The sequence below is a fragment of the Marinobacterium rhizophilum genome (assembly GCF_024397915.1).
Classification (GTDB): domain Bacteria; phylum Pseudomonadota; class Gammaproteobacteria; order Pseudomonadales; family Balneatricaceae; genus Marinobacterium_A; species Marinobacterium_A rhizophilum_A.
In genome coordinates this window covers 1,741,083-1,764,901 of record NZ_CP073347.1, presented here as the reverse complement: position 1 = coordinate 1,764,901, position 23,819 = coordinate 1,741,083, and the positions used below count along the sequence as shown (strand labels likewise).

At 61.4% G+C, this 23,819-nt stretch carries 17 protein-coding genes; 15 read left to right on the top strand and 2 right to left on the bottom strand.

Going from position 1 to position 23,819, the window contains the following annotated elements; genetic code table 11:
* The first annotated feature begins 1 nt into the window (after window position 1).
* The 5 genes from KDW95_RS07895 (at window position 2) to KDW95_RS07875 (ending at window position 4,927) form a co-directional block, all read left to right on the top strand.
* Window positions 2-2,716 (top strand): AAA family ATPase, encoded by a 2,715-nt coding sequence (locus KDW95_RS07895; RefSeq protein ID WP_255855739.1) that lies wholly within the window; start codon window positions 2-4, stop codon window positions 2,714-2,716.
* A gap of 349 nt (window positions 2,717-3,065) precedes the next feature.
* Entirely contained in the window at window positions 3,066-3,554 is a 489-nt protein-coding gene (locus KDW95_RS07890) for a low molecular weight protein-tyrosine-phosphatase (protein WP_255855738.1), read from the top strand.
* Complete coding sequence (gene murB / locus KDW95_RS07885; RefSeq protein ID WP_255855737.1) at window positions 3,551-4,585, top strand: UDP-N-acetylmuramate dehydrogenase; 1,035 nt, start codon at window positions 3,551-3,553, stop codon at window positions 4,583-4,585. The genes KDW95_RS07890 and murB overlap by 4 nt, the downstream gene beginning before the upstream one ends.
* Before the next feature lie 43 nt (window positions 4,586-4,628).
* Window positions 4,629-4,754: a hypothetical protein gene (locus tag KDW95_RS07880; RefSeq protein WP_255855736.1), complete on the top strand. Its 126-nt coding sequence runs from the start codon at window positions 4,629-4,631 to the stop codon at window positions 4,752-4,754.
* Window positions 4,755-4,801: 47 nt separating this feature from the next.
* On the top strand, window positions 4,802-4,927 hold the full coding sequence (locus tag KDW95_RS07875) for a hypothetical protein (RefSeq protein ID WP_255855736.1): 126 nt from the start codon (window positions 4,802-4,804) through the stop codon (window positions 4,925-4,927).
* Between the two features lie 123 nt (window positions 4,928-5,050).
* Here KDW95_RS07875 and rne read toward each other — a convergent pair whose 3' ends face one another.
* Window positions 5,051-8,458, bottom strand: a complete 3,408-nt coding sequence (gene rne, locus KDW95_RS07870; protein ID WP_255855735.1) for a ribonuclease E — start codon at window positions 8,456-8,458, stop codon at window positions 5,051-5,053.
* Window positions 8,459-8,933: 475 nt separating this feature from the next.
* Here rne and rluC point away from each other — a divergent pair, with 475 nt between their 5' ends.
* The 5 genes from rluC (at window position 8,934) to KDW95_RS07845 (ending at window position 15,142) form a co-directional block, all read left to right on the top strand.
* Window positions 8,934-9,935, top strand: a complete 1,002-nt coding sequence (gene rluC / locus KDW95_RS07865) for a 23S rRNA pseudouridine(955/2504/2580) synthase RluC (protein WP_255855734.1) — start codon at window positions 8,934-8,936, stop codon at window positions 9,933-9,935.
* Complete coding sequence (locus tag KDW95_RS07860; RefSeq protein WP_255855733.1) at window positions 9,928-11,028, top strand: DNA-binding protein; 1,101 nt, start codon at window positions 9,928-9,930, stop codon at window positions 11,026-11,028. The genes rluC and KDW95_RS07860 overlap by 8 nt, the downstream gene beginning before the upstream one ends.
* Window positions 11,029-11,137: 109 nt before the next feature.
* Window positions 11,138-12,112 (top strand): HTH-type transcriptional regulator CysB, encoded by a 975-nt coding sequence (gene cysB, locus KDW95_RS07855; protein WP_255855732.1) that lies wholly within the window; start codon window positions 11,138-11,140, stop codon window positions 12,110-12,112.
* Window positions 12,113-12,216: 104 nt separating this feature from the next.
* Complete coding sequence (gene thrH / locus KDW95_RS07850; RefSeq protein ID WP_255855731.1) at window positions 12,217-12,834, top strand: bifunctional phosphoserine phosphatase/homoserine phosphotransferase ThrH; 618 nt, start codon at window positions 12,217-12,219, stop codon at window positions 12,832-12,834.
* Between the two features lie 334 nt (window positions 12,835-13,168).
* Window positions 13,169-15,142, top strand: coding sequence for a S8 family serine peptidase (locus KDW95_RS07845; protein ID WP_255855730.1), 1,974 nt, complete (start codon window positions 13,169-13,171; stop codon window positions 15,140-15,142).
* Between the two features lie 60 nt (window positions 15,143-15,202).
* Here KDW95_RS07845 and pabB read toward each other — a convergent pair whose 3' ends face one another.
* Window positions 15,203-16,579: an aminodeoxychorismate synthase component I gene (gene pabB, locus KDW95_RS07840; protein WP_255855729.1), complete on the bottom strand. Its 1,377-nt coding sequence runs from the start codon at window positions 16,577-16,579 to the stop codon at window positions 15,203-15,205.
* A gap of 467 nt (window positions 16,580-17,046) precedes the next feature.
* Here pabB and KDW95_RS07835 point away from each other — a divergent pair, with 467 nt between their 5' ends.
* The 5 genes from KDW95_RS07835 to acnD all read left to right on the top strand — a co-directional run bounded on the left by KDW95_RS07835 (window position 17,047) and on the right by acnD (window position 23,771).
* Entirely contained in the window at window positions 17,047-17,919 is an 873-nt protein-coding gene (locus tag KDW95_RS07835) for an alpha/beta fold hydrolase (protein WP_255855728.1), read from the top strand.
* Window positions 17,920-18,102: 183 nt separating this feature from the next.
* Window positions 18,103-18,783, top strand: a complete 681-nt coding sequence (locus tag KDW95_RS07830) for a GntR family transcriptional regulator (protein WP_255855727.1) — start codon at window positions 18,103-18,105, stop codon at window positions 18,781-18,783.
* Window positions 18,784-18,866: 83 nt separating this feature from the next.
* Window positions 18,867-19,760 (top strand): methylisocitrate lyase, encoded by an 894-nt coding sequence (prpB, locus tag KDW95_RS07825; RefSeq protein WP_255855726.1) that lies wholly within the window; start codon window positions 18,867-18,869, stop codon window positions 19,758-19,760.
* 102 nt (window positions 19,761-19,862) lie between these two features.
* Window positions 19,863-20,996: a bifunctional 2-methylcitrate synthase/citrate synthase gene (prpC, locus tag KDW95_RS07820; protein ID WP_255855725.1), complete on the top strand. Its 1,134-nt coding sequence runs from the start codon at window positions 19,863-19,865 to the stop codon at window positions 20,994-20,996.
* Between the two features lie 180 nt (window positions 20,997-21,176).
* A complete protein-coding gene (gene acnD, locus KDW95_RS07815) occupies window positions 21,177-23,771 on the top strand; it encodes a Fe/S-dependent 2-methylisocitrate dehydratase AcnD (RefSeq protein WP_255855724.1) in 2,595 nt (864 codons plus the stop codon).
* The last annotated feature ends 48 nt before the right edge of the window (window positions 23,772-23,819 follow it).

Genomic DNA, 23,819 nt, shown 5'->3' with positions numbered 1-23,819 from the left:
CTTGTGTCCGGCCCTGTTGCCGGCAAGGCGCTACTTCACCTTCCGGTCCGTGAACAGCCCTGATGTGCTGGGCGATATCGCGGTACGGGGGATGCGGGAGCCCGTCGGGATCTTCGAGGTTCTGGGGGCTGGCGCCCTGCGAACCAGATTGCAGGTGGCGGCCAGTCGCGGCCTGACCCATTTTTTCGGTCGCCAGATGGAACTCGAACGGCTTCACCAGGCACTGCAACGGGCTCTGGCAGGTCAGGGCCAGGTCGTGGCCCTGGCAGGAGAACCGGGGGTGGGCAAGTCCCGCCTGTTTTACGAATTCAAGCGCCATTGCCCGCCAGGCTGCCGGGTTCTGGAAACCTTTTCGGTGTCCCACGGCAAGGCATTTGCCTACTTGCCGCTGATTGAACTGCTGAACAGCCAGCTCCAGATAGCACCTCAGGATGACGAGCGTCAGCGCCGCGACAAGTTGATCGGCTGGATCCTCGGGCTGGAACTCGCGCTGGACCAGCATCTGCCCTATCTGCTGCACCTGCTTGGCATTGTCGAAGCGGCGCCTGCGGTGCAGCAGATGGACCCGCTGGTCAGGCGTCAGCGCACACTGGAGGCGCTGCAGCGACTGTTTGTCCATGAGGCTTCGAGGCAGCCGCTGGTCATGGTGTTCGAAGACCTGCAGTGGCTGGACACTGAAACCCTGGCCTTCCTCGAGGGTCTGGTGGGCGCTGTATCCGGCGCGAGAATACTGTTACTGGTCAACTTTCGTCCCGAGTATCAACCCGGCTGGAGAGCGAGCCGGTACTGCACCCTGTTGCGGCTGGAGCCGCTGCGCGAGGCCGAGGCCACGCAGCTGCTGGACACCTTGCTGGGTGATGATGCATCCCTGACCGCGCTCAAATCGCGCATCATGGCGCAGACCGAAGGCAACCCCTTCTTCCTCGAAGAGGTGGTGCAGGGGTTTGTTGAGGAGAAGGTGCTGCGTGGTACGCGCAGTCACTACCGACTCGAACAGGCACCTGCAGGCTTGCGTATTCCGGCGACGGTGCAGGGGGTACTGAGCGCACGTATCGACCGTTTGGCGCCGGCCGATAAAGCACTGCTACAGATACTGGCGGTGATTGGCAAGACCTTCACCTGGAGCCTGGTGCTCCAGGTAGCGGACTCGCCTGCGGATGAGCTGCATCGGCAGCTGGCGCGCCTGCAGAATGGCGAATACCTGTACGCCCGGCCGGCTTTGGCGCAAGTGGAATACAGCTTCAAGCACGCGCTGACCCAGGAAGTCGCGTACGGCACCCTGCTGACACATCAGCGCAAGGGCTTGCATGAGCGTACCGCACAGGCGATCGAGACCCTGTTCGAGGGGCATCTGGACGACCACTGCAGCACGCTTGCCTACCACTATCGGCTCAGCCTGAACCTGCCCAAGGCGCTGGAATACCTGCAGCGGGCCGCACGGCAGGCGGCGCAGCGCTCCGCCAACAGCGAAGCGGTCCAGCATTGCCAGCAGGCACTGCAATTGCTGCAGCAATTGCCACAGGGCGCCGAGCGGGACAGCACGGAGCTGGACCTGCAGCTTGCCCTCGGCCCCAGCCTGATGGCGGTTCGCGGCTTTGCCGCCTCCGAGGTCGGACAAACCTATAGGCGCGCGCTTGCCTTGCAGCGCCAGGTCGGCCGTAGCACCGACCTGTTTTTTATTCTTGCCGGTTTGAGAATCCACTACCTGGTTCGGGCCGAGCACAGGATGGCACAGGCGCTGGGGGAGCAGTTGCTGCAGCTTGCCGAGCAGCTGCAGGACCATGATCTTCAGCTTGAAGCGCATTGTGCTATGGGGTCGGTGTTCTTCTTTCTTGGTCGCTTCAGCGATGTCAGGTGCCACGTGGAAAAGGCCATTGCGCTATACGCGCCTGAACGTCACAGCTTTCACGCGACGCACTATGGGCTCGATCCAGGCGTGTCCAGCCGTTACCAGCTCGCCCTGGTATTGCAGCTTATGGGTGAGGGAAAGCTGGCCCAGCGCTGGATGGACCAGGCGCTGGCGCTGGCACACAAGCTGGCTCAGCCGTTCAGCCGGGTGGCCGCCCTTTGCTTTGCGGCCGAGTGGCACCGCCTGCGCCGCGATGCGCCTCAGGCCCAGGCCTGTGCGCAGGCCTCGATCGAGCTGGCGCGCGAACAGGGGTTCATGCTCTGGTCCGGCTATGGCATGGTGCTGTGTGGCTGGGCCAGGGCCCGGCAGGCCGCGCCTGACACGGGGATTGAGCTGATTCGTGCCGGTATCGCCGCATTTCGGGCGACAGAAGCCAGGCTGTATGACGCCCATTTCCAGACTTTGCTGGCGGAGGCGCTTGCTATCAAGGGCGACTTCGAGCAGGCACAAAGAGTACTGGCGCAGGCGGAGGTTGCGGTTTCCCGGCAGCAGGAGCCGGTGTTTGATGCGCAACTGTTTTGCCTGAAGGCCGATGTGCTGACGCGGCTGGCGTCAACCCCGGCCCGGTATGCCGGCCAGGCCCGGGTCATCGAAGCGAACTTGCGGCGCGCTGCCAGGATTGCGAGAGGTCAGGGCGCGCGACTGCTGGAATTGCGAGCCGCCTGTCCCCTGAGTCGTTGCCTGCACAGGCAGCAACGTTTCGACGAAGCCCGGCAGGTACTGGTCGATATTTGCGATTGCTTCCCGGTTAACGCCGACTTCGATGAGCTCCGGGCGGCCAGGGCTTTGCTGGCGCAGCTGGCCTGAGGGGCTGGCGCCGCTGTGAAAATCTGGCTTGTACCCCGTGCTCATGCGGGGTCTGTTGTACGGTTTCGGCTGCCGTGAGCGCCTGCCTCGCGGCGTGCTGTTATCGTAGCCGATGATGTTGCAGCCATAGACTGCAACCAGCTGTGCGCCTTCGCTATAGCGTCCGATGCGGCTGAGGTGAGGTGGCAACTGTCCCGCTACCTCCGGGTAGCGTTTTCAGGGTTCATCTTTCGTCATGAGGGTGGCCCTGGGTGGCGGGTTCGCACTGTCTGCAATGGCGCTGCTTTCCTTTATAATGGTCCGCTTTGTCACTGAGGCGCCGCCGGCGCTCCCCGGGTCTGTCGAGCTTATGAGTCGCAACGAATCTGTACGTGTTTTACTGGTCTGTCTGGGCAATATTTGCCGCTCTCCTACTGCCCACGGGGTGCTTGAACATCGCCTGCAGGCGGCGGGATTGCACTGGGTGACGGTGGATTCGGCGGGCACGGCGGCCTACCACCAGGGCAAAGGGCCGGATGCGCGGGCGACAGCGGCGGCGGCACGCCGGGGTGTTGCGCTTGCACATTTGCGCGCGCGCCAGGTGGTTGCGGCGGACTTCAATACTTTTGACCTGATACTCGCCATGGATGCCCAGAACCTGGCCGACCTGCGCGAGATGGCCCCGCTGGATGCGCGCGCCTCCGTACGGCTGTTTCTGGATTTTGCACAGGACCTGGCTGTCGATGAGGTGCCTGATCCCTACTACGGTGGCGCATACGGGTTCGAGCAGGTGCTGGACCTGGTGGAGGCCGCGGCCGATGGCCTGGTGGAACGCCTGCGTTCTGGTGACTGGCGATGAGTGCGGTGGCAGGTGTACTGGCGCAGGGGGTGGACCTTGGCCGATACAACAGCTTTGGTTTTGCCGCCCGGGCGGAGAACTTCGTGCGTGTAGAATCGCAGGCGCAGTTGCGCGAGGCGGTGGCACTGGCCCGGGCCAATGGCTGGCCCGTGCTGGTGTTGGGCGGTGGCAGCAACCTGGTGCTGCGAGAGCAGATACCGGGCCTGGTGATCCAGATGGCCATCGGCGGACGCGGGGCAGAGCCGGTGGGCAACGACGAGGTACGGGTGACTCTGGGGGCCGGTGAGGTCTGGCACCAGAGCCTGGAATGGATGCTTGAGCAGGGTTACTACGGGCTGGAAAACCTGGCGCTGATTCCGGGAACCGTCGGTGCCGCGCCCATGCAGAATATCGGCGCCTACGGTGTGGAGCTGGAGCAGGCCTTCGAGTCCCTGCAGGCGCTGGATACCGAAACGGGCGAGGTCTGTGGCTTTGATCGCGAGGCCTGCCGTTTTGGCTATCGCGACAGCTACTTCAAATCCGGCGCGCCCGGGCGCTACATCATTCTTGAGGTCTGTTTGCGGTTGTCGCAACGGCCCCGGCCGGTGCTGCGCTACCAGGCGCTGGTGGATGAGTTGCAGGTGCGAGGCCTGGATAATCCGCAACCGGTCGATGTGTTCGATGTGGTCTGTGCTATACGTCGCAGCAAGTTGCCGGACCCGGCGGAGGTCGGCAATGCCGGCAGCTTCTTCAAGAACCCGCTGGTTTCGCAGGCGCACTACCAGCAGCTGTTGCAGCGGTATCCGGCGCTGGTGGCTTTTCCGGCGGGAGAGGGTTGCAAGCTGGCGGCGGGCTGGCTGATTGACCAGTGTGGCTTCAAGGGCGAGACGCGGGGCGCGGTGGGGGTGTATAAGCGCCAGGCGCTGGTGCTGGTCAATCTGGGGGACGGCACGGCCGCAGAGCTGATGTGTCTGGCGCAGGAGATTGTCGTGTCGGTTGAGGCGCGCTTTGGCGTAACCCTGGAGATGGAGCCGCGTCTGTATCCGGCCTGACGCCTGGCATCTAGCAGGGCAAAAGCTTGGTCCTGCCTGATGCTTGACAGTGCGTCTGGGGGATGGCACGGCTGCAGAGCTGATGTGTCTGGCGCAGGAGATTGTCGTGTCGGTTGAGGCGCGCTTTGGCGTAACCCTGGAGATGGAGCCGCGTCTGTATCCGGCCTGACGCCTGGCATGTAGCAGGGCCGGTAAAAGCTTGGTCCTGCCTGATGCTTGACCGTGCGTCTGGGGGATGGCACGGCCGCAGAGCTGATGTGTCTGGCGCAGGAGATTGTCGTGTCGGTTGAGGCGCGCTTTGGCGTAACCCTGGAGATGGAGCCGCGTCTGTATCCGGCCTGACGCCTGGCACGCAGCAGGGCAAAAGCTTGGTCCTGCCTGATGCTTGACCGCACGCTGAGGCAGTAACAGTACGCAATAAAAAGCCGGCATGAATGCCGGCTTTTTGCGTTCAGCACTCAGGTTTTAAGAGTGCTGGTTTTCCGCTTTCGCGTCCTGCGCCTTCTGCTGGCTGCGACGCTTCTCCCGAGGATCGTTGGGAGCACGGCCGGAGCGACGGCGACGGCGTGGCGCCGGTTGCTGTGCCACTTCGGGCGCGGCTTCAGGTGCCTTCTCCTCAGCCTGTGCCTGTGCGGCGCCTGTTGCAACAGCGACGGCATCTGCTGCAGCCTTGGCGGCTTCGGCTTCGGCTTCGGCTTCGGCTTCGGCTTCGGCTTGCGGCTCCGCGGCGGCTTCGGCGGCTTCGGCAGGCAGGGCATCGGCTTCTGCCGCAGCCTCGCTTGCCTGGGCTGCATCGGCCACTGCGTCGCTGGGCGCGGCCTGGGCGTCCGGCTCGGTCACAGGCTCAGCGGATGCCGTAGCGGCTACCCGATCGCTGCTGTCTGCCCTGGCGTCGGACTCGGCGCTTGCGGGCTCAGCCTGGGTGTCATCAGCGGGTGCCGTTGCAACGCCTGCCACGTCGGCTGCTGCTGCCTTGGGTTCTGTAACCTCGGGCTCGCTTGCCACAGCGTCAGTGGTATCGGGCTGAGGTTCTGCCTGGGCTTTAGCCTCGGCGGTCTCAACTGTCTCAACGGTTTGTGCTGCAACGGGCTCGGCGGCGTCTTTCTGTACCGTCGTTTCCGCTTCCGCTTCCGCTTCCGCTTCCGCTTTTGTTTCTGCTTCTGCCGGTGTGGCATCGGCTTCTGTCGTAGTAGCTTCTGCAGACGCGACCTCGGTGGCCGGTACTGGCGTCACTTCGGTCTGGGCTGACGCTTGGGCGACGGCATCCGTTGCTGTCGCAACATCGGCCTTGTCCTGGGGTGCCGTCTCTGCCAGGGTCTCGGCGGATTCACCTGAGACTGGAGTCTCGGTCGAAGCCGCAGCTTGGGTTTCGACGACGGCGTCGGCGCCTTGTGTGGCTGTTTGCGCATCGGACGCAGCCACCGGCTTGGTGCTTGTGTCCTTGGCTGTCACCTCAGCGCTGGCCTGCGCTTCAACCGGTTTTGCACTGTCCTGCGGGCTCGCAGTCTGAGCCGCAGCGGCAACCGTGGTGGCATCGGCGTCTGTCGAGGTGCGTTCAGCAACCCGGTCAGAACCGCGACGGCGACGGCCACGACGACGACCGCGGGTTTCGCTGTCATCGCTGCTGTCCCGCGCTTCGCGTTTTTCCGCCGCAGGCTTGGCCTTGGCGTTGTCATCCGCGTCACGCGGGCTGCTGTCCGGCGTATCCTTGCCGACGTCTGCTGCCGGCGCGGTGCGCGGCTCTTCATTGCTGTCTGCATTGGCATCGGCGTTGCGGGCAGAGCGATCAGTGCGGGACTCGTCACTGTCGTTCTTGCGGCTGCGACGACGGCGACGCGGCTTGCCGGAGCTGCCCTGTTCGTCAGCGCTGGGTGCCGGAGCACTGTCGGCCTGCTGCGGCGTAATGGTGATGATCTCGTCGGAGTCCTGCTGCGAGCGGCGACGACGGTCATTGTCGCGGCTGTCACGACGGCGCTTGGGTTTGCTGCTGCTGCGTTCCTGCGTCGGGCGGCTGCGTTGCTCTTCACGGTTCTGACTGGGTGCACGGCCCTGACGAATCTCGGGCAGCGGCGTCGGTTCGGGTTCCGGTTTGGCCGTGTCGCCAAACAATCCCTTGAAGAACCCGGCCAGCTTGCTGCCCAGCGATACGGGCGCGGCGGCTTCAGCCTTTTTGGCCGTCGCCGGTGCACGTTCGGTGCGAGCAGGCGCAGGTGCAGGTGCAGCGGCGGGCGCAGGTGCCGGTGCGGGCTCTGGCGCGGCGGCCGGTGCCGGTGATGCCGGGGCTATACCCTGTACGGCGGCCTCTTCGCGCTTCACGGCCTTGGCGGCAGTGGCGGTAAACTCTTCCTGCTTGGGAGGCGGCTGCAGGTTGTAGCTGGCGTCGTTGGTGGTGGCCACGGTGTGGTCATCACGCAGGCGCACGACTTCGTAGTGCGGCGTTTCCATGTTTGGATTCGGCACGATGACGATGCGCACGCGGTGACGCAGTTCGATTTCGTGAACTTCGTGACGCTTTTCGTTCAGCAGGTAGGTCGCCGCCGTGACCGGCAGAATGGCGCGGATCTGGGAGGTGCGGTCCTTGGAGGACTCTTCCTCGATCAGGCGCAGGATCGACAGGGCCAGGGATTCGGTATCGCGAATGGAACCCTGACCGTTGCAGCGCGGGCACACGGTGCCGCGGGATTCGGCCAGTGATGGACGCAGGCGCTGGCGGGACATTTCCAGCAGGCCGAAACGGGAGATGCGTCCCATCTGTACGCGGGCACGGTCCAGCTTCAGGGCGTCGGCCAGGCGGTCTTCGACGGCACGCTGGTTCTTGATCGGGGTCATGTCGATGAAGTCGATCACCACCAGGCCACCGATATCGCGCAGGCGCAGCTGGCGGGCGATTTCTTCCGCCGCTTCCAGGTTGGTGTTGAGCGCGGTTTCTTCGATATCGCCGCCGCGGGTGGCGCGGGCCGAGTTGATGTCGATGGATACCAGAGCCTCGGTGGGGTCGATCACGATCGAGCCGCCGGAGGGCAGGGTGACTTCGCGCTCGAAGGCCGTCTCGATCTGGGATTCGATCTGGTAGCGGTTGAACAGCGGCGTCTGTTCCTTGTAGAGCTTGATCTTGTTCTCGAAGCTTGGCATCACGTGACGGATGAACTGGCGGGCTTCCTCGAACACCTTGTCGCTGTCGATCAGGACTTCGCCGATGTCGTTGCGCAGGTAGTCACGGATCGCACGGATAACGACGTTGCTTTCCTGGTAGACCAGGAAGGGGGCGTTGCGTTTGGTGCCGGCTTCGGTGATGGCTTCCCACAGGGTGGCCAGGTAGTTCAGGTCCCACTGCAGTTCTTCCGAGCTGCGGCCCACACCTGCGGTGCGGATGATGATGCCCATCTTGTCAGGCACATCGACGCCGGCCAGGGCTTCTTTCAGCTGGCTGCGCTCGTCCCCTTCGATGCGGCGGGAAATACCGCCGGCACGGGGGTTGTTGGGCATCAGCACCAGGTAGCGACCGGCCAGGCTGATAAAGGTGGTCAGGGCCGCGCCCTTGTTGCCACGCTCTTCCTTTTCAACCTGAACAATGACTTCGGTACCTTCCTTCAGCACATCCTTGATGTTCGGACGGCCGCCCTTTTCGGGCTGCTTGCTGAAGTAGTCGCGGGAAATTTCCTTCATCGGCAGGAAGCCGTGACGGTCGGCGCCGTAGTCGACAAAGGCCGCTTCCAGGCTCGGCTCCACGCGGGTGATCTTGCCCTTGTAGATGTTGGCCTTTTTCTGTTCGCGGTTGGATGACTCGATATCCAGATCGTACAGCCGCTGCCCGTCAACGAGGGCGACCCGCAACTCTTCTGGCTGAGTTGCGTTAATTAGCATTCTTTTCATGTAGTTAGCATTCTTTAAATAGGGGACTGCACGTCTGGCCACTGGTCGAGCTGTTTAACCGTATGCATTGGTACGGTCCTGTCTTGTGACGCGGTCAGTGTGACGCGGCCGGGGGCTGATGGCGCCGCCTGGCAATGTGTAGACTCGTATCGTCGGTGGAGGAAACGCCAGCCAATATAGTTCTAAGTTCTGTGCTTGTTGCTGCCGTTTGGGGCAGGTTCTGGGCTGGTGTACATCTTCACCTGCAACCGGACCGCAGAGGACCGATGGCTGGAGTGCATTCCCGAAAACTGTTGTCGAAATGGTATTTTTGCCGGCGCCCGGGCTTCTGCGCCCGCCGCATCGCCAGAAATTACTTGGGGAGGGTCAGGCGGTTCGATAAATTTTCATTCTCTAAGAGCCAACCGCACACGGCAGCGGTAGAATATATCAGCTATCCCTACAGGCATCAATCAGAGCGCTCTATCCTATTAATATGTCAAAAAATATTGTGGCCGCGCCGGTCAGTGTCCAGTTTGTTGAAGTGACGGAAGATCAGGACGGCCAGCGGATCGACAACTTCCTGCGTACGGCACTCAAGGGTGTCCCCAAAAGCCTGATCTATCGCATCGTTCGCAAGGGCGAGCTGCGTGTGAACAAAAAAAGGGTCAAGCCGGATTACCGGGTGCAGTCCGGTGACCTGGTCAGAATTCCGCCGATCCGTGTGTCAGCCCCCCGTGAAGATGCACCGGTGAAGCAGGGCCTGGCCGATGTGCTGGAGGCGGCGATCCTTTATGAAGACAAGGAGCTGATCATTATCAACAAGCCGTCGGGGCTGGCGGTTCACGGTGGCAGCGGCGTAAGCCTGGGGCTGATCGAGGCGCTGCGCCAGATCCGTCCGGAACAGCGTTTTCTGGAGCTGGTGCACCGGCTGGATCGCGATACCTCCGGCTGCATCATGGTGGCCAAGAAGCGTTCAATGCTCAAGTTTTTGCATGAGGGCTTGCGTCAGAAGGGCCGTATCACCAAAATCTACCAGGCGCTTGTGGTTGGGCGCTGGTCGACACGCACCCACCAGATTGATGCACCGCTGAACAAGAACGAACTCAAGTCCGGCGAGCGTATCGTCCGGGTGCAACCCGAGGGCAAGCCGTCCATCACGCTGTTCCGGGTTCTGCGTCGCTTCGGTGTGACGGCCACGCTGGTCGAAGCGCAGCCGGTCACGGGGCGCACGCACCAGATCAGGGTGCATGCCCAGTTTGCCGGTCACCCGATTATCGGTGACGAGAAGTATGGTGTAGATGAGCTTAATCGTGAGATGAAAACACTGGGTATACGCCGGTTGTTCCTCCATGCCGCGCAGCTGCGTTTGACGCTGCCCAATGGCGAGCGCCTGCGAGTAGAGGCGCCGCTTGAGCCGCAACTGCTTGAAGGCCTGGCGCGGCTGGAAGAAACCGATACCCAGGGTGTGGACATCCAGGAAGGATCAGATGAGTAACGATGAGTTGAAACAACAGGTATTCCATACAGCCGATCAGTTGCTGCTCAGTGGTCAGTCACCCACGGCAGCACTGATTGAGCGACAGCTGGATGCAGAAACGGCACAGATAGAAGCCTGTCTGGCGCTGTGGTGGCAGACCCTGTCCGAGCGGGTAGGGCTCGATGCGGCGGTTACGCCGATTCCGGAAGTGCCGGACAGCCTGGCAGCGGCGTTTTCCCGCGTCTGGCAGCAGGCGGTGCAGGAGGCATCCTCGGCGGTGACACTGGTCAAGCGTCATGCGGAGTACGGTGCCGAAGCCGAGCGCCGGGTGTCGGAAGATGCGCTCAAGCAGTCCCACGATCACTACCAGGAGCTGGAGGCGCGCTATCGCGAGCAGGTTCTGAAGCTCGAGAAGGCGGTCAGTGCCAGCAAGGCGGCAGAGGCGGAATCCGCTCATCTGAAGAACAGCCTGACCTCCGAGGCGGCGCGCTTTGCCAAGGAAGAGGCTCAACGCCTGCACCTTGAGCAGGAGCTGGAGCACCTGCACAAGACCTATGAGGATGCCAAGCGCGGCTTTGACATGCGTATCAAGGATGAACAGCGCCACAACCTGGAGGCGCTGGCCAAGAGCGAGGCGGACGTTAAGCATTACCGCTCGCTGCAGGAAAAGCTGCGCGACGAGTTTGGCAAGAAGGAATCGGTGCTGGCGCGGGAGATCAGTGACCTGCAGGCCATGCAGGCCAAGAAGGACAGTCGCATAGATACGCTGCAGGCCAGCATTCGCAGTCTCGAGGACGAGCTTAAGGCGGCACAGCAGGAAATCGCCACTCAGCAGCGCGAGTTGTCCAAGGTGAACGCAAACCTGCTGTCCGAGGCGAATCGCAGCAAGCGCCTGGATGACAGGGTCAAGGAGCTTGAAGCTGACCTGAAGCAGCAGGTGCAGCGCGGCGCCAGTGCTTCCAGTGAAGCGGCGCGGCGGGAAAATGCGCTGCGAGCGCAGGTGCAGGCCCGGGAAGAAGAGTTGTTGCGGGTGAATGCCAAGGTCGTTGCCCAGGAAAAGCGCCTGATTACCCAGGACGAAGAGCTCAAGCGAGCCACTGCCAGGCTGTAGATCGGTGGTTGGGGCCCTGTCCATCTTATTCTATACTGTTATAAGTCTCTGCCTTTTTAGGTATGAGTGGTGATACGTTAACAGCCAGGATGCGAGGTCAGGCCGGCCAATGAAACTTCAGCAATTGCGTTATATCTGTGAGGTCGCCAAGCACGACCTCAATGTGTCGGCGACCGCGCAAAGTCTGTATACCTCCCAGCCAGGGATCAGCAAGCAGATTCGTCTGCTGGAAGATGAGCTGGGCGTGGAAGTCTTTGCGCGCAGCGGCAAGCACCTGACGCGTGTGACCACCGCCGGTGAAGCCATACTGGCGGTCGCCGGCGAGATTCTGCAAAAAGTGGAAAGCATCAAGCAGGTGGCCCAGGAGTTCAGCGATGAGCGCAAGGGCAGTCTGGCTGTTGCCACCACCCATACCCAGGCGCGCTACGCGCTGCCCTGGTCCATTACCCAGTTCATCAAGAGTTATCCCGACGTTTCGCTGCACATGCATCAGGGGACGCCGATGCAGATTTCCGAAATGGCCGCCGATGGCACCGTGGACTTCGCCATTGCCACCGAGGCCATGTCCCACTTCAGTGATCTGATCATGATGCCCTGTTACCGCTGGAACCGTTCGGTGGTGGTGCCCAAGGATCACCCCCTGTGCCAGGTGTCCAGGCTGACGCTCAAGGAGCTGTCGGAGTATCCACTGGTGACTTACGTGTTCGGTTTTACCGGGCGCTCCAAGCTCGATGATGCCTTCGTGCGGGAAGGCTTGACGCCCAAGGTGATTTTCACCGCCGTCGACTCCGATGTCATCAAGACCTATGTGCGGCTCAAGCTGGGCGTTGGCATTATCGCCACCATGGCTTACGAGCCGGATATCGACAGCGACCTGGTGGCGCTGGATGCCAGTCACCTGTTCGAGGCATCCACTACGCGCATCGGCTTTCGCAAGGGGACCTTTCTGCGCGGCTACATGTACTACTTCATTCAGAAGTTCGCGCCCCACCTGACTGAAGACGTGGTGCGCCAGGTGCAGGCGTGCTCAAGCCGCGCCGAGATCGACGCCATCTTTGCCGGGCAGGTGCTGCCGGAGATGTAGTCCAGCTTCTGTGTCGCTGCGGGTCGCCGGCTTGCGTGCCTGCGGGGCAGAGGGTAGATTGACGGGCGATGTTGTTGCCCGTCAATTACGCTAAGGAGACTGATGTGGAGCTGGCCTGTCTTGATCTGGAAGGTGTACTGGTCCCGGAAATCTGGATCGCATTCGCAGAAGAAACGGGCATCGATGCCCTCAAAGCCACCACCCGGGATATCCCTGATTACGATGTGCTGATGCGTCAGCGCCTGCGTATCCTCGATGAGCATGGCTTCACATTGCCGCAAATCCAGCAGACCATCAGTCGGCTCAAGCCGCTGGAGGGTGCGCGGGAGTTCATCGACTGGCTGCGCGAGCGTTTCCAGGTGGTGATCCTGTCCGATACCTTCTATGAATTTGCCGCTCCCCTGATGCAGCAGCTGGGCTATCCGACGCTGCTGTGTCACAGGCTGGAGACCGACGAAGCTGGGCGGATCACCGGCTACCGGTTGCGCCAGCGAGACCCCAAGCGGCAGTCCGTGCGGGCGTTTCAGCTGCTCAACTACCGGGTGATCGCCGCCGGGGACTCCTACAACGATACCACCATGCTGGCCCAGGCCGAGGCCGGTGTCCTGTTTCATGCGCCCGCCAATGTTATCGCCGAGTTTGGGCAGTTTCCGGCGGTGCAGACCTTTGCGGACCTCAAGCGCGAGTTTCTCAAGGCGAGTGAGCGGAACCTGAAACTGTAGCCTGTATCTGCTGTCGCACATGAATTATTTGCCGGTTGCCTGTTCGTGGCTTGCAGGGTCGGTGCGCTAGACTTTACGGGGCCGGTTCTGGCGCGTTGCAGGCTCCTTGCCGTTTCATGTTCGCTCCAGGCTGGTCGGAGGTACGTGCTGTACTCCACCACGGAATTCCTTGCGGTGCCTGGAAGTCAGGGAAGGGGTAGTTCGCTGCAGGGGGTTGGTTTCGGTCACGGCGATTTGCCGGTGGCAGCGAAAACAGCTCTGTCTGACTCCCGCACGGAGGTGGAGCAAGCCGGTTGCACAGGCGTGTGCCGGTGGCAGGGCGGAGGTCAGCGCCATGCCCCATTTGATAGCCCTTTCAGTTGCTCTTCTAATGTTTTTAACTCAGGCAGGCCAGGTCCTGGCGCTGCCTTCCCATGACCCCGCGCGGGTTCATTCCTCGCCGCCCCCCACATTTGCCCCCGACCGGATACTGGTCAGGTTCAAGCCCGGTAGCGCGGCAGCCGAGATGGCGTCACTGGCCCGCGAGGGGCGTGACCGTCATCTGCGCACCATTCCCGGGCTGGATGTGCATGTACTTCAGGTGCCGGCGGGTACCGTGCTGGACCGGGTCGCGCTTTATCAGCGCAATCCGAACGTGCTCTTTGCTCAGGCCGACGCCTACAGAATCCTGACAATTCCGAACGAAGGGCAGGACCCGCCTGGTGGCGCCATAAACGACTACTTTGCCGAGCAGTGGGCGCTCAACAATACCGGGCAGGTTCACACCTATCCGGATCCGCTTATTGGGGCCGTGCCCGTCACGGGGTCGCCGGATGCGGACATTGACGCTCCCGAAGCCTGGGATCTTTATCAGGGAAACCCTGCGGTCAAAATCGCTATTCTTGATACCGGTGTTGATTGCCGGGACGTAGCGACAAACCCTCAGGGGAGTATTGAGTTCGACACTGCGACGGGCAAGTGCAGCGAGCAGGTGAGTTTTGTCGAGCAGTACAGCCCCACGGTGCTGGATGTGGTTGGGCATGGTAGCCACGTGGCCGGGATTGCCGCAGCGCAAACCGATAACGATATAGGTATTGCCGGCGTTGGCTGGCACAGTTCAGTCGGGAGCCTGAAAGCCTGTTTCGAATATGCTTATTATCCGTTTCCCGGTATTGATTACTACGTCATTGTCGGCGTTTGTCCCGTGTCGGCGTCAGCTGCAGCGATCACCTATGCTGCGGACCAGGGCTACCACGTCATCAACATGAGTTATGCCAGTGATCTGGTCGATGCCGATGGGGAGCCGGCCGGAATCGGTGGCGCCAATCCGGCAGAGGCGAGCGCTGTAGCCTATGCCTGGTCAAAAGGCGCGGTACTGGTTGCCGCCGCCGGCAACGGGAACGACACTGCTCTGGTTTATCCGGCCGCCTACCCGGAGGTGATAGCTGTCGGTGCCACGGACCGCTACGATGATCGGGCGTCGTTCTCTACCTTTGGCAATAACTGGGTTTCGTTGCTGGCGCCCGGCGATAATATCATTTCCACGATCCAGAACGATCTCTGCATTTTCTATGCTGAAATACTCGGACTCTTTTTTGATCCCGATAATGATGCCTGTCTCGACTGGTTTTCAGGTACTTCAATGGCCAGCCCTCATGTGGCGGGCGCTGCCGCTCTGGTCTGGGGTTACCTGTTCGAAACCCAGTTAGGCGATCCGCAGCTTTGCAGTGATGCCCAAGGAGCCGGCTGCAACCAGGTTGTGCGCACCATGCTCGAAGGCGGCGCGGATACTACCGGAGCCCTGGGGCAAAACATGCTGGCCTGGTCGCAACATGGCCGCTTGAATCTTTACGGCGCACTGACTGCGGTGTCCGAGCCACCGCCACCGCCGGCGGAGGGCCCTATGGCTGGCTTCAGTTATGCCTGTAACAGGCTGCAATGTGATTTCAGTAATCTGTCTTCCGGAACCGGAGCCCTCGCTTTTGCATGGGAATTTGGTGATGGGGGAGATTCAGCCGACACAAGTCCGACCCACAGTTACGCAGCGCCCGGTGTATATACGGTTGAGTTAACCGTCACTGATATGCTGGCGAATACCGATGTGATCAGTTTGCCGGTTGAGGTCAAGCGAAGAGGCAAAAGCAGCGGGACCACTGATGGTGTACCGGATCCCGGTGGTACCTGCACCGACGCCGATGGTGACGGCGTCTGTGTCGAGGACGGTGATTGCGACGATAGCAATGCTGACGTCTACCCTGGCTTCAACGAGAAGGGGCGGCGGCGAAACGATGGGCTGGACAACGACTGTAACGGGGAAGTCGATGCTTGAGTGGATAGGGGGCTGTGGCCGCTGTCGAGGCGGCCATCACCTGAAGCGGTTGCGCGTGCCTTAATCGACAGGCCGGGTCGCTTCGAGAGTTTTCAGCAGGTTGTTGACCTTGCTGTAGGTCTCCGCATACTCCTGTTCGGTCACTGAATCGGCGACGATTCCGCCACCGGCCCAGCAGTAGATCCGATCCTGCTCGCACAGCAGGGTGCGGATGGTGATGCTGGTGTCCATGCGTCCGCACAGGCTGATATAGCCGATGGAGCCGCAGTAGATGTTGCGTCGCTGCGGTTCCAGTTCGTCGATGATTTCCATGGCGCGAATTTTCGGCGCGCCGGTGATCGAACCACCGGGAAAGCAATGCTCCAGCAGATCAAGCGGCTGCTGCTGGTCGGCCAGGGTGCCGGTCACCGTGGTGACCAGGTGGTGCACATTGGCATAGCTCTCGACCGCAAACAGCCGCGGTACCTTGACTGTTCCCAGTGCGCAGACCTTGCCCAGGTCATTGCGCATCAGGTCCACAATCATCAGATTCTCGGCCCTGTCCTTGGTGGACTCGCGCAATTCCTGTTTCAGTTGCGCATCGGTGTCCCTGTCGTTGCCCCGGGCTCGTGTGCCCTTGATCGGTTTGGTGGTGACCTGGTGCTGGTCGGTGCACAAGAACTGTTCGGGTGACAGTGACAGCACGGCACCATCTTCGCTTTCCAGATACGCCGAGTAGGGTGTGGGAGCGGCCCGGCGCAACATCTGATAGGCCTGCCAGGGGTCGCCGTCAAAATGGGAACTGAAGCGCTGGGTAAAGTTGACCTGGTAGCAGTCGCCGGCCTTTATGTAGGCATCAATGCGTGCCAGCGCGCGGTTGTAGGTTTCGGGTGCAAGGTCGTTATTAAAGTGCGCGCGCAGTTTGAATTCACGGGCGGATGTGGGCCCGGTGGTGTTGCGCAGGCGCTGCAGCACGGTGTCTAGCTGCCGGGGTTTACAGCTCGGGTGGGCGATCAGTTCGGCACACTCGCGCTGGTGGTCCACAACGATGGCCCAGCTGTAGAAGCCCATGCGCATTTCCGGAAAGGCAATGTCATCGCCCGCCAGGGCGGGAAGTGCTTCCAGTGCTCGCCCAAGGTCATACCCCAGGTGGCCTATAAGGCCGCCGCAAAAGGGAAGGTCGTCCTGGGATTCGGGCGCCGGGTATTCGGCCAGCAGGTGTCTCAGGGCATCAAAGGGAGAGCCGGGCAGGGCTTGGCTGACGCCATCGCGAACCCGCTCCAGGGTACCGCGATTGTAACGCACCAGAAAGTCCGGTGCGGCGGCGAGAATATCGAAGCGGCCGTAGGGGCTGAGCGGTCGGCCGCTGTCCAGCCAGACGGGGCTGCCGAGGTCGCGTATGGCCTCGAACAGCGGACTGCTGTCTTCGCGGTAGTCTAAAGCGGTGCGATTGATCACGTGCCTGATTTCTGCCTGCCGGTAACAAAGCCGCAATTCTACCCGCGGCGCCGGGGCAATGCACTAGAAGGCTGTCCGACAGTACTCAACCTACTGCGAGCCACCTGAGTTTGGCTGTTTTTTGTGCTGTTTTGCGTTAAATAGAACCACTATTCGCCTTAAAACACCGAAAAAAAACCGCTCAAATCAGTCGGCTCTCGCTACGGCTAACATTCTCGGACAGCCTCCTAGAAGGCTGGAGGAAGCTGGGTTCTGATCGGTCTGGTTACAGGATTTGTGTAAGGGATGGAGTTCGCGGCTGTCTGTGCGGGTGCCTGGGGCCTGTCGCGCCTGAGAAGGCTGCAGGATCCGATGAGGGCGCTATAATTGTGCCGCTGGGCTCAAAGTGTCGACACTTTGTGTGTTCGAGCGGTTTTGCGGGCTCGCCTTTTGGCCTGCGCTCTCTGTGCTTAACCAAGGATTTCTGCATGCGTCACCCTTTTTCTGTAGACAGGCACTGCCTGAAGCTGGCGGACCAGCACCTGAGCTATCGGCTCTATCACAACGAGGCGGCAGTATCCGACCGCAAACTGGTGTTGCTGCACGGCGCCGGCGTTGCCGGCCTTGATACCTGGCATGCCCTGACTGCCTTTACCCGGCAGTGGCGCTGGATTCTGGTGCCCGACCAGCGTGGCATGGGGGATACCCATAGCCCGGATCAGGTGGAGCACCCCTATGGTATCCAGGTGCTGGTGGCGGACCTGGTGGCACTGGTTGACCATCTTGGCTGGCAGGGCTTCGACCTGGGCGGCTACTCCCTGGGGGGGCTGGTCGCCATGCTGTTCAAACAGCAGCAGTCGGCGCGGGTTCGCAAGCAGTACCTGCTGGAGTCCGCCATTCTGGATCGGCCGGACTGGACCAGCACCGTGGCACTGCGCCAGCGCTATAGCGCTGCGGTCGGCCACCTGGTGGGTACAAATGCGCAGCAGGGGGTTTATCAGTTTCTTGATGCCATCTCGCCGGACCGAAAGATCAAGCCCGAAGCCGAAAAAATGATGGTATCCCGCCTGGCGGCGCGTCCCAAGGGGTTTGCCAATGCACTCAATGCGGTTACGCGGGCAATCGGCGAGCTGGACCGGGATGCACTGGTCGCGGCCCAGGGGGATGTCAGCAGTTTTATCGGCGGGCGCAGTGTCGATCCCATGCACCAGTACCACCGCCAGCTGGCGGAGCGGTTGCCCAACTGGCACTACTTTCTGGTCGCCGGCACGGATCACTCCCTGCCGTTCCAGAAGCCGCGCCAGATTGCCGCGACCATGGAAACGGAGTTGCTGCGGTATCTGGAATCTGCCGACACCTGAGCCTGAATCCTGGACGTGAGGCCGTTTTTATAGGTGTTTATACCTATAGTGTCGACACTTTATATCAAATTGACGGTTGACCTGTGTTTTGAGTGGCGTTAAGGTGGCCTTACTTAAACATTGTCGACAGTCTTCAGTTCTTGAGTCCCTATGACAGACAAAACGATTGTGCGATCAATTCAAATGGAAACCCGGACCCTGGCGGACCGCGTCTGCGAGGAAATCGTCACCGCGATCGTCAAGGGTGAGATGCCGCCGGGTTACAAGATCAGCGAGCCGGAACTGGCGCGCGTCTATGGCATCAGTCGCGGGCCATTGCGCGAGGCCATGCGGCGGCTTGAAGGTCTGCGCCTGATCGAGCGCAAGCCCCATATCGGCGCCCGGGTGGTGAAGCTGTCGGCCAATGAGCTGGTCGAGATTTACCGGGTGCGCGAAGCGCTCGAAGGCATGGCCTGCCGATTGGCGGCCGAGTTCATGACCGAAGCTGAAATTCAGGGGCTGCGGGATCTGCTGGATGCCCATGAGCGTTCGGTGGAAGAACTGGAAGGCCGCGCCTATTTTCAGAAGGAAGGCGATCTGGATTTTCATTTTCGCATTGTCCAGGGCAGCAAGAATGCCAAGCTGCTGGAGATCCTGGGCAGCGACCTGTACCACCTGGTACGCATGTACCGCTATCAGTTCAGTGTTTCCAGCTCTCGCCCCAAGCGGGCTTTGAAAGAGCATCGCCAGATCGTTGATGCGATCGATGCGCGGGATCCGGAACTGGCGGAATTGCTGATGCGTCGTCACATCAGTGCGGCGCGGCGCAACATCGAAGCCAAGCTTCAAGCTGTCAACAGCACGCAGGAAGAGCAGCATGGCTGACGGCAGCTTGTAGCTCAGGGCGTCAGGTTGCCTCGACATCAAAGACAAACTGGATAACTTGAATCCGAATCTGGGAGAAAAACATGGCTGACACACTTACCGCGGGCGGACGCTTTCGCAAGGCGCTGGCTGAAAACAAGCCGCTGCAGATCGTCGGTACCATCAATGCCTATCACGCCATGATGGCGACCCGGGTCGGGCATCAGGCGATCTATCTGTCCGGTGGCGGGGTGGCCAACGCGTCCTACGGCCTGCCGGATCTTGGCATGACCTCGATGAATGATGTGCTGGAGGATGTGCGTCGCATTACCAACGCGGTGGACACCCCGCTGCTGGTGGATATCGATACCGGCTGGGGCGGCGCTTTCAATATTGCCCGCACGGTACGGGAAATGATCAAGGGGGGCGCCGCTGCGGTACATATCGAAGACCAGGTGGCGCAAAAGCGCTGTGGCCATCGCCCCAACAAGGAAATCGTCTCGCTGGAAGAAATGGTGGATCGCGTCAAGGCGGCGGTGGATGCCCGTACCGACGACGACTTTTTCCTTATCGCCCGTACCGATGCCTTCCAGCAGGACGGTCTGAACGCGGCGGTTGAACGTGCCCAGGCCTGCCTGGAAGCCGGTGCCGATGGCATCTTCGCCGAAGCCGTGCACACGCTGGAAGACTACCGTGCCTTCGCCGATGGCATCAATGGCGCCCACCTGCTGGCCAACATCACCGAATTTGGCGCCACGCCGCTGTTCAACAAGCAGGAGTTGGCGGACAACGGTGCCAGCATGGTGCTCTACCCGCTGTCCGCGTTCCGTGCGGCCAACAAGGCGGCACTGAACGTGTTCGAACATCTGCTGCACGACGGTGATCAGCGCGCGGTGGTCGACAGCATGCAGACCCGCATGGAACTGTACGATTTTCTGAACTATCACGACTTCGAGCAGAAACTCGATGCGCTCTTTGCCGAAGGCAAAAACAAGTAGCCGTGGCAGGCGAGGGGGCCTGGGGTCCCCCGCAGGTACGCTAATCGATTCGTGTATCCGGGTAGGGCAACACTTTCTACCCCAATAATAAGGAGAGACAGGATGGCTGAAGCAAAACAACTGAGCGGCGCCGGTCTTCGTGGTCAGTCCGCCGGTGCAACCGCGCTGTGCACCGTGGGTCAGTCCGGTGCAGGCCTGACGTACCGTGGCTACGATATCAGCGAGCTTGCCGACAAGGCGCAGTTCGAGGAAGTGGCCTACCTGCTGCTGTACGGCAAGCTGCCCAACCGGGCCGAGCTGGATGCCTATATCGCGCGGCTCAAAAGCTTTCGTGACCTGCCCCAGGCGCTGAAAACCGTGCTGGAGCAGATTCCCGCTGATGCCCATCCGATGGATGTCATGCGCACCGGCTGCTCGATGCTGGGCAACCTGGAAACCGAGCTGGACTTTGCCGATCAGCACGATCATATCGACCGCATGCTGGGCAGTTTCCCGTCGATCATCTGCTACTGGTACCGTTACAGCCACGACGGCGTGCGTATCGACACCGCGGCGCCGGAGGTGGACTCCATTGGTGGCCATTTCCTGACCTTGCTGCGCGGCGAGAAGCCGAACGAGCTGCATGAGCGGGTGATGAACGTGTCGCTGATCCTGTACGCCGAGCATGAATTCAACGCCTCGACCTTTGCCGCCCGCGTCTGCGCCTCCACGCTGTCCGATATTCATTCCAGCGTGACGGCGGCCATCGGCACGCTGCGCGGCCCGTTGCATGGCGGCGCCAACGAAGCGGCCATGGAAATGATCGAGAACTGGACCTCGGCGGATGAGGCCGAGCGCGAAATTATGGGCAAGCTGGCGCGCAAGGAAAAGATCATGGGCTTCGGCCATGCGATCTATCGCGAGTCCGACCCGCGCAATGCGCTGATCAAGAAATGGTCCAAATTGCTGGCTGAAGAAGTGGGCGATACTGTGCTTTACCCGGTGTCCGAGCGCTGCGAAGCGGTCATGTGGCGCGAGAAGAAGCTGTTCTGCAATGCCGACTTCTTCCATGCCTCGGCCTATCACTTCATGGGGATTCCCACCAAGCTGTTCACGCCGATCTTCGTGTGTTCGCGCGTCAGCGGCTGGACGGCCCATATCATTGAACAGCGTGCCAACAACCGCATTATCCGCCCGAGCGCCGACTATACCGGCCCCGATCACGCGGACTGGATTGCGATCGAAGATCGCGCCTGAACCGCAGGAGCCTGTCGAACTTAACACTGATCTACTGTGGAAAAGCCAGACAGGCTCCCGGGGCGCTCGCATTGCGAGCGTCCTCTCACTAATCTGGTCAGACAGGCCGCCGCCGGCGAAATACCCGAGGGTTGATCCGGCCGCACCTGGTTGACCGTCACTCGATGGAGTCCCGGCGCCATGAATACCCAATACCGCAAATCCCTGTCCGGCACTGCGCTGGATTATTTCGACACCCGTGCGGCCGTCGATGCGATCCAGCCCGGCGCCTACGACAAGCTTCCCTACACCTCCCGCGTGCTGGCCGAGAACCTGGTGCGTCGGTGCGATCCTGCCACCCTGACCGAGTCGCTGAAACAGTTTATCGAGCGCAAGCGTGATCTCGATTTCCCCTGGTATCCCGCCCGTGTTGTCTGTCATGACATCCTGGGCCAGACCGCGCTGGTGGACCTGGCGGGCCTGCGCGATGCCATTGCCGAACAGGGTGGCGATCCGTCCAAGGTCAACCCGGTCGTGCCGACGCAGCTGATTGTCGACCATTCCCTGGCGGTTGAGCACGGTGGCTTTGAAAAGGATGCCTTTGACAAGAACCGCAGCATCGAAGACCGCCGCAACGAAGACCGCTTCCACTTTATCAACTGGACCAAGAAGGCGTTCAAGAACGTCGACGTGATTCCGCCGGGTAACGGCATCATGCACCAGATCAACCTCGAGAAAATGTCGCCCGTCGTCCAGGCCCGCGACGGTGTGGCCTTCCCGGATACCCTGGTGGGGACGGACAGCCACACGCCCCACGTGGATGCCCTGGGCGTTATCGCCATCGGTGTTGGCGGCCTGGAAGCCGAAAGCGTGATGCTGGGGCGTGCCTCCTGGATGCGCCTGCCGGATATTATCGGTGTGGAGCTGACCGGCACCCGTCAGCCCGGCATTACCGCCACCGATATCGTGCTGGCCGTGACCGAATTCCTGCGTGCCCAGAAAGTGGTGTCGTCTTACCTCGAATTCTTCGGTGAAGGTGTCGCGGCTCTGACCCTGGGGGACCGCGCTACCATCTCCAACATGACGCCGGAATTCGGTGCCTCGGCGGCGATGTTCTACATCGATGACCAGACCATCGACTACCTGCGCATTACCGGCCGCGATGATGACCAGGTTGCGCTGGTGGAAAATTACGCCAAAACCACGGGCCTGTGGGCCGACAGCCTGAAAAACGCCGAGTACGAACGCGTACTGAAGTTCGATCTGTCCAGCGTCGGTCGCAATATCGCCGGTCCCTCGAATCCCCACAAGCGGGTGTCCACCGCTGAGCTGGCCGAGCACGGCATTGCCGGCACGGTGGAAAACGAACCTGGCCTGATGCCGGATGGTGCGGTCATTATTGCGGCCATCACCAGCTGCACCAATACCAGCAACCCGCGCAACGTGATCGCGGCAGGCTTGCTGGCGCGTAACGCCAATGCCCGCGGCCTGGTGCGCAAGCCCTGGGTCAAAACCTCGCTGGCGCCGGGTTCCAAGGCCGTGCAGCTGTATCTCGAAGATGCCGGCCTGCTGCCGGAACTCGAACAGCTGGGCTTTGGCATCGTCGGCTTTGCCTGCACCACCTGTAACGGCATGAGCGGCGCGCTGGACCCCAAAATTCAGCAGGAAGTGATCGACCGTGATCTCTATGCCACGGCAGTGCTGTCGGGCAACCGCAACTTCGATGGCCGCATCCACCCCTACGCCAAGCAGGCGTTCCTGGCCTCACCGCCACTGGTCGTCGCCTATGCCATTGCCGGCACGATTCGTTTCGATATTGAAAAGGATGTGCTGGGCACCGACAAGAATGGCCAGCCGGTCACGCTGAAAGACCTGTGGCCCAGCGATGAAGAAATCGATGCCATCGTGCGTCAAAGCGTGAAACCCGAGCAGTTCCGCCAGGTGTACATCCCGATGTTCGCCGTGGAAGACGACAACGGCGAGCAGGTGACACCGCTGTACGACTGGCGTGCGCAGAGCACCTATATCCGCCGTCCGCCGTACTGGGAAGGTGCTTTGGCGGGTGAACGTACCATGACGGGCATGCGCCCGCTGGCGGTACTGGGTGACAACATCACCACCGACCACCTGTCGCCCTCCAATGCCATTTTGCTGGACAGTGCCGCCGGTGCCTACCTGCACAAGATGGGCCTGCCGGAGGTGGATTTCAATTCCTACGCCACCCACCGGGGTGACCACCTGACGGCGCAGCGCGCGACCTTTGCCAACCCCAAGCTGTTCAACGAAATGGTGCAGGAAAACGGCAAGGTCAAGCAGGGCTCCCTTGCCCGTATCGAGCCCGAGGGCACGGTGACCCGCATGTGGGAGGCGATCGAAACCTACATGGAGCGCAAGCAGCCGCTGATCATCGTGGCCGGTGCCGACTATGGTCAGGGGTCCTCCCGTGACTGGGCGGCCAAGGGCGTACGCCTTGCGGGCGTCGAGGTCATCGTCGCGGAAGGTTTCGAGCGCATTCACCGCACCAACCTGGTGGGCATGGGCGTGCTGCCGCTGGAGTTCATGTCCGGCGAAAACCGGCATACCTACGGCATCGATGGCACCGAGACCTATGATGTTATCGGCGAGCCGACGCCCCGTGCCGAGCTGACCCTGGTGATCAACCGTCGCAACGGTGAGCAGGTCGAGGTGCCGGTGCGCTGTCGCCTGGATACCGCCGAGGAGGTTTCGATCTATGCCGCTGGCGGCGTGCTGCAGCGCTTTGCACAGGACTTCCTCGAGTCCAGCGTCAGCGCCTGATCTTCACCTGTCGGTGATGGCCTGCGGGGCACGGTTGCGTGCCTTGCG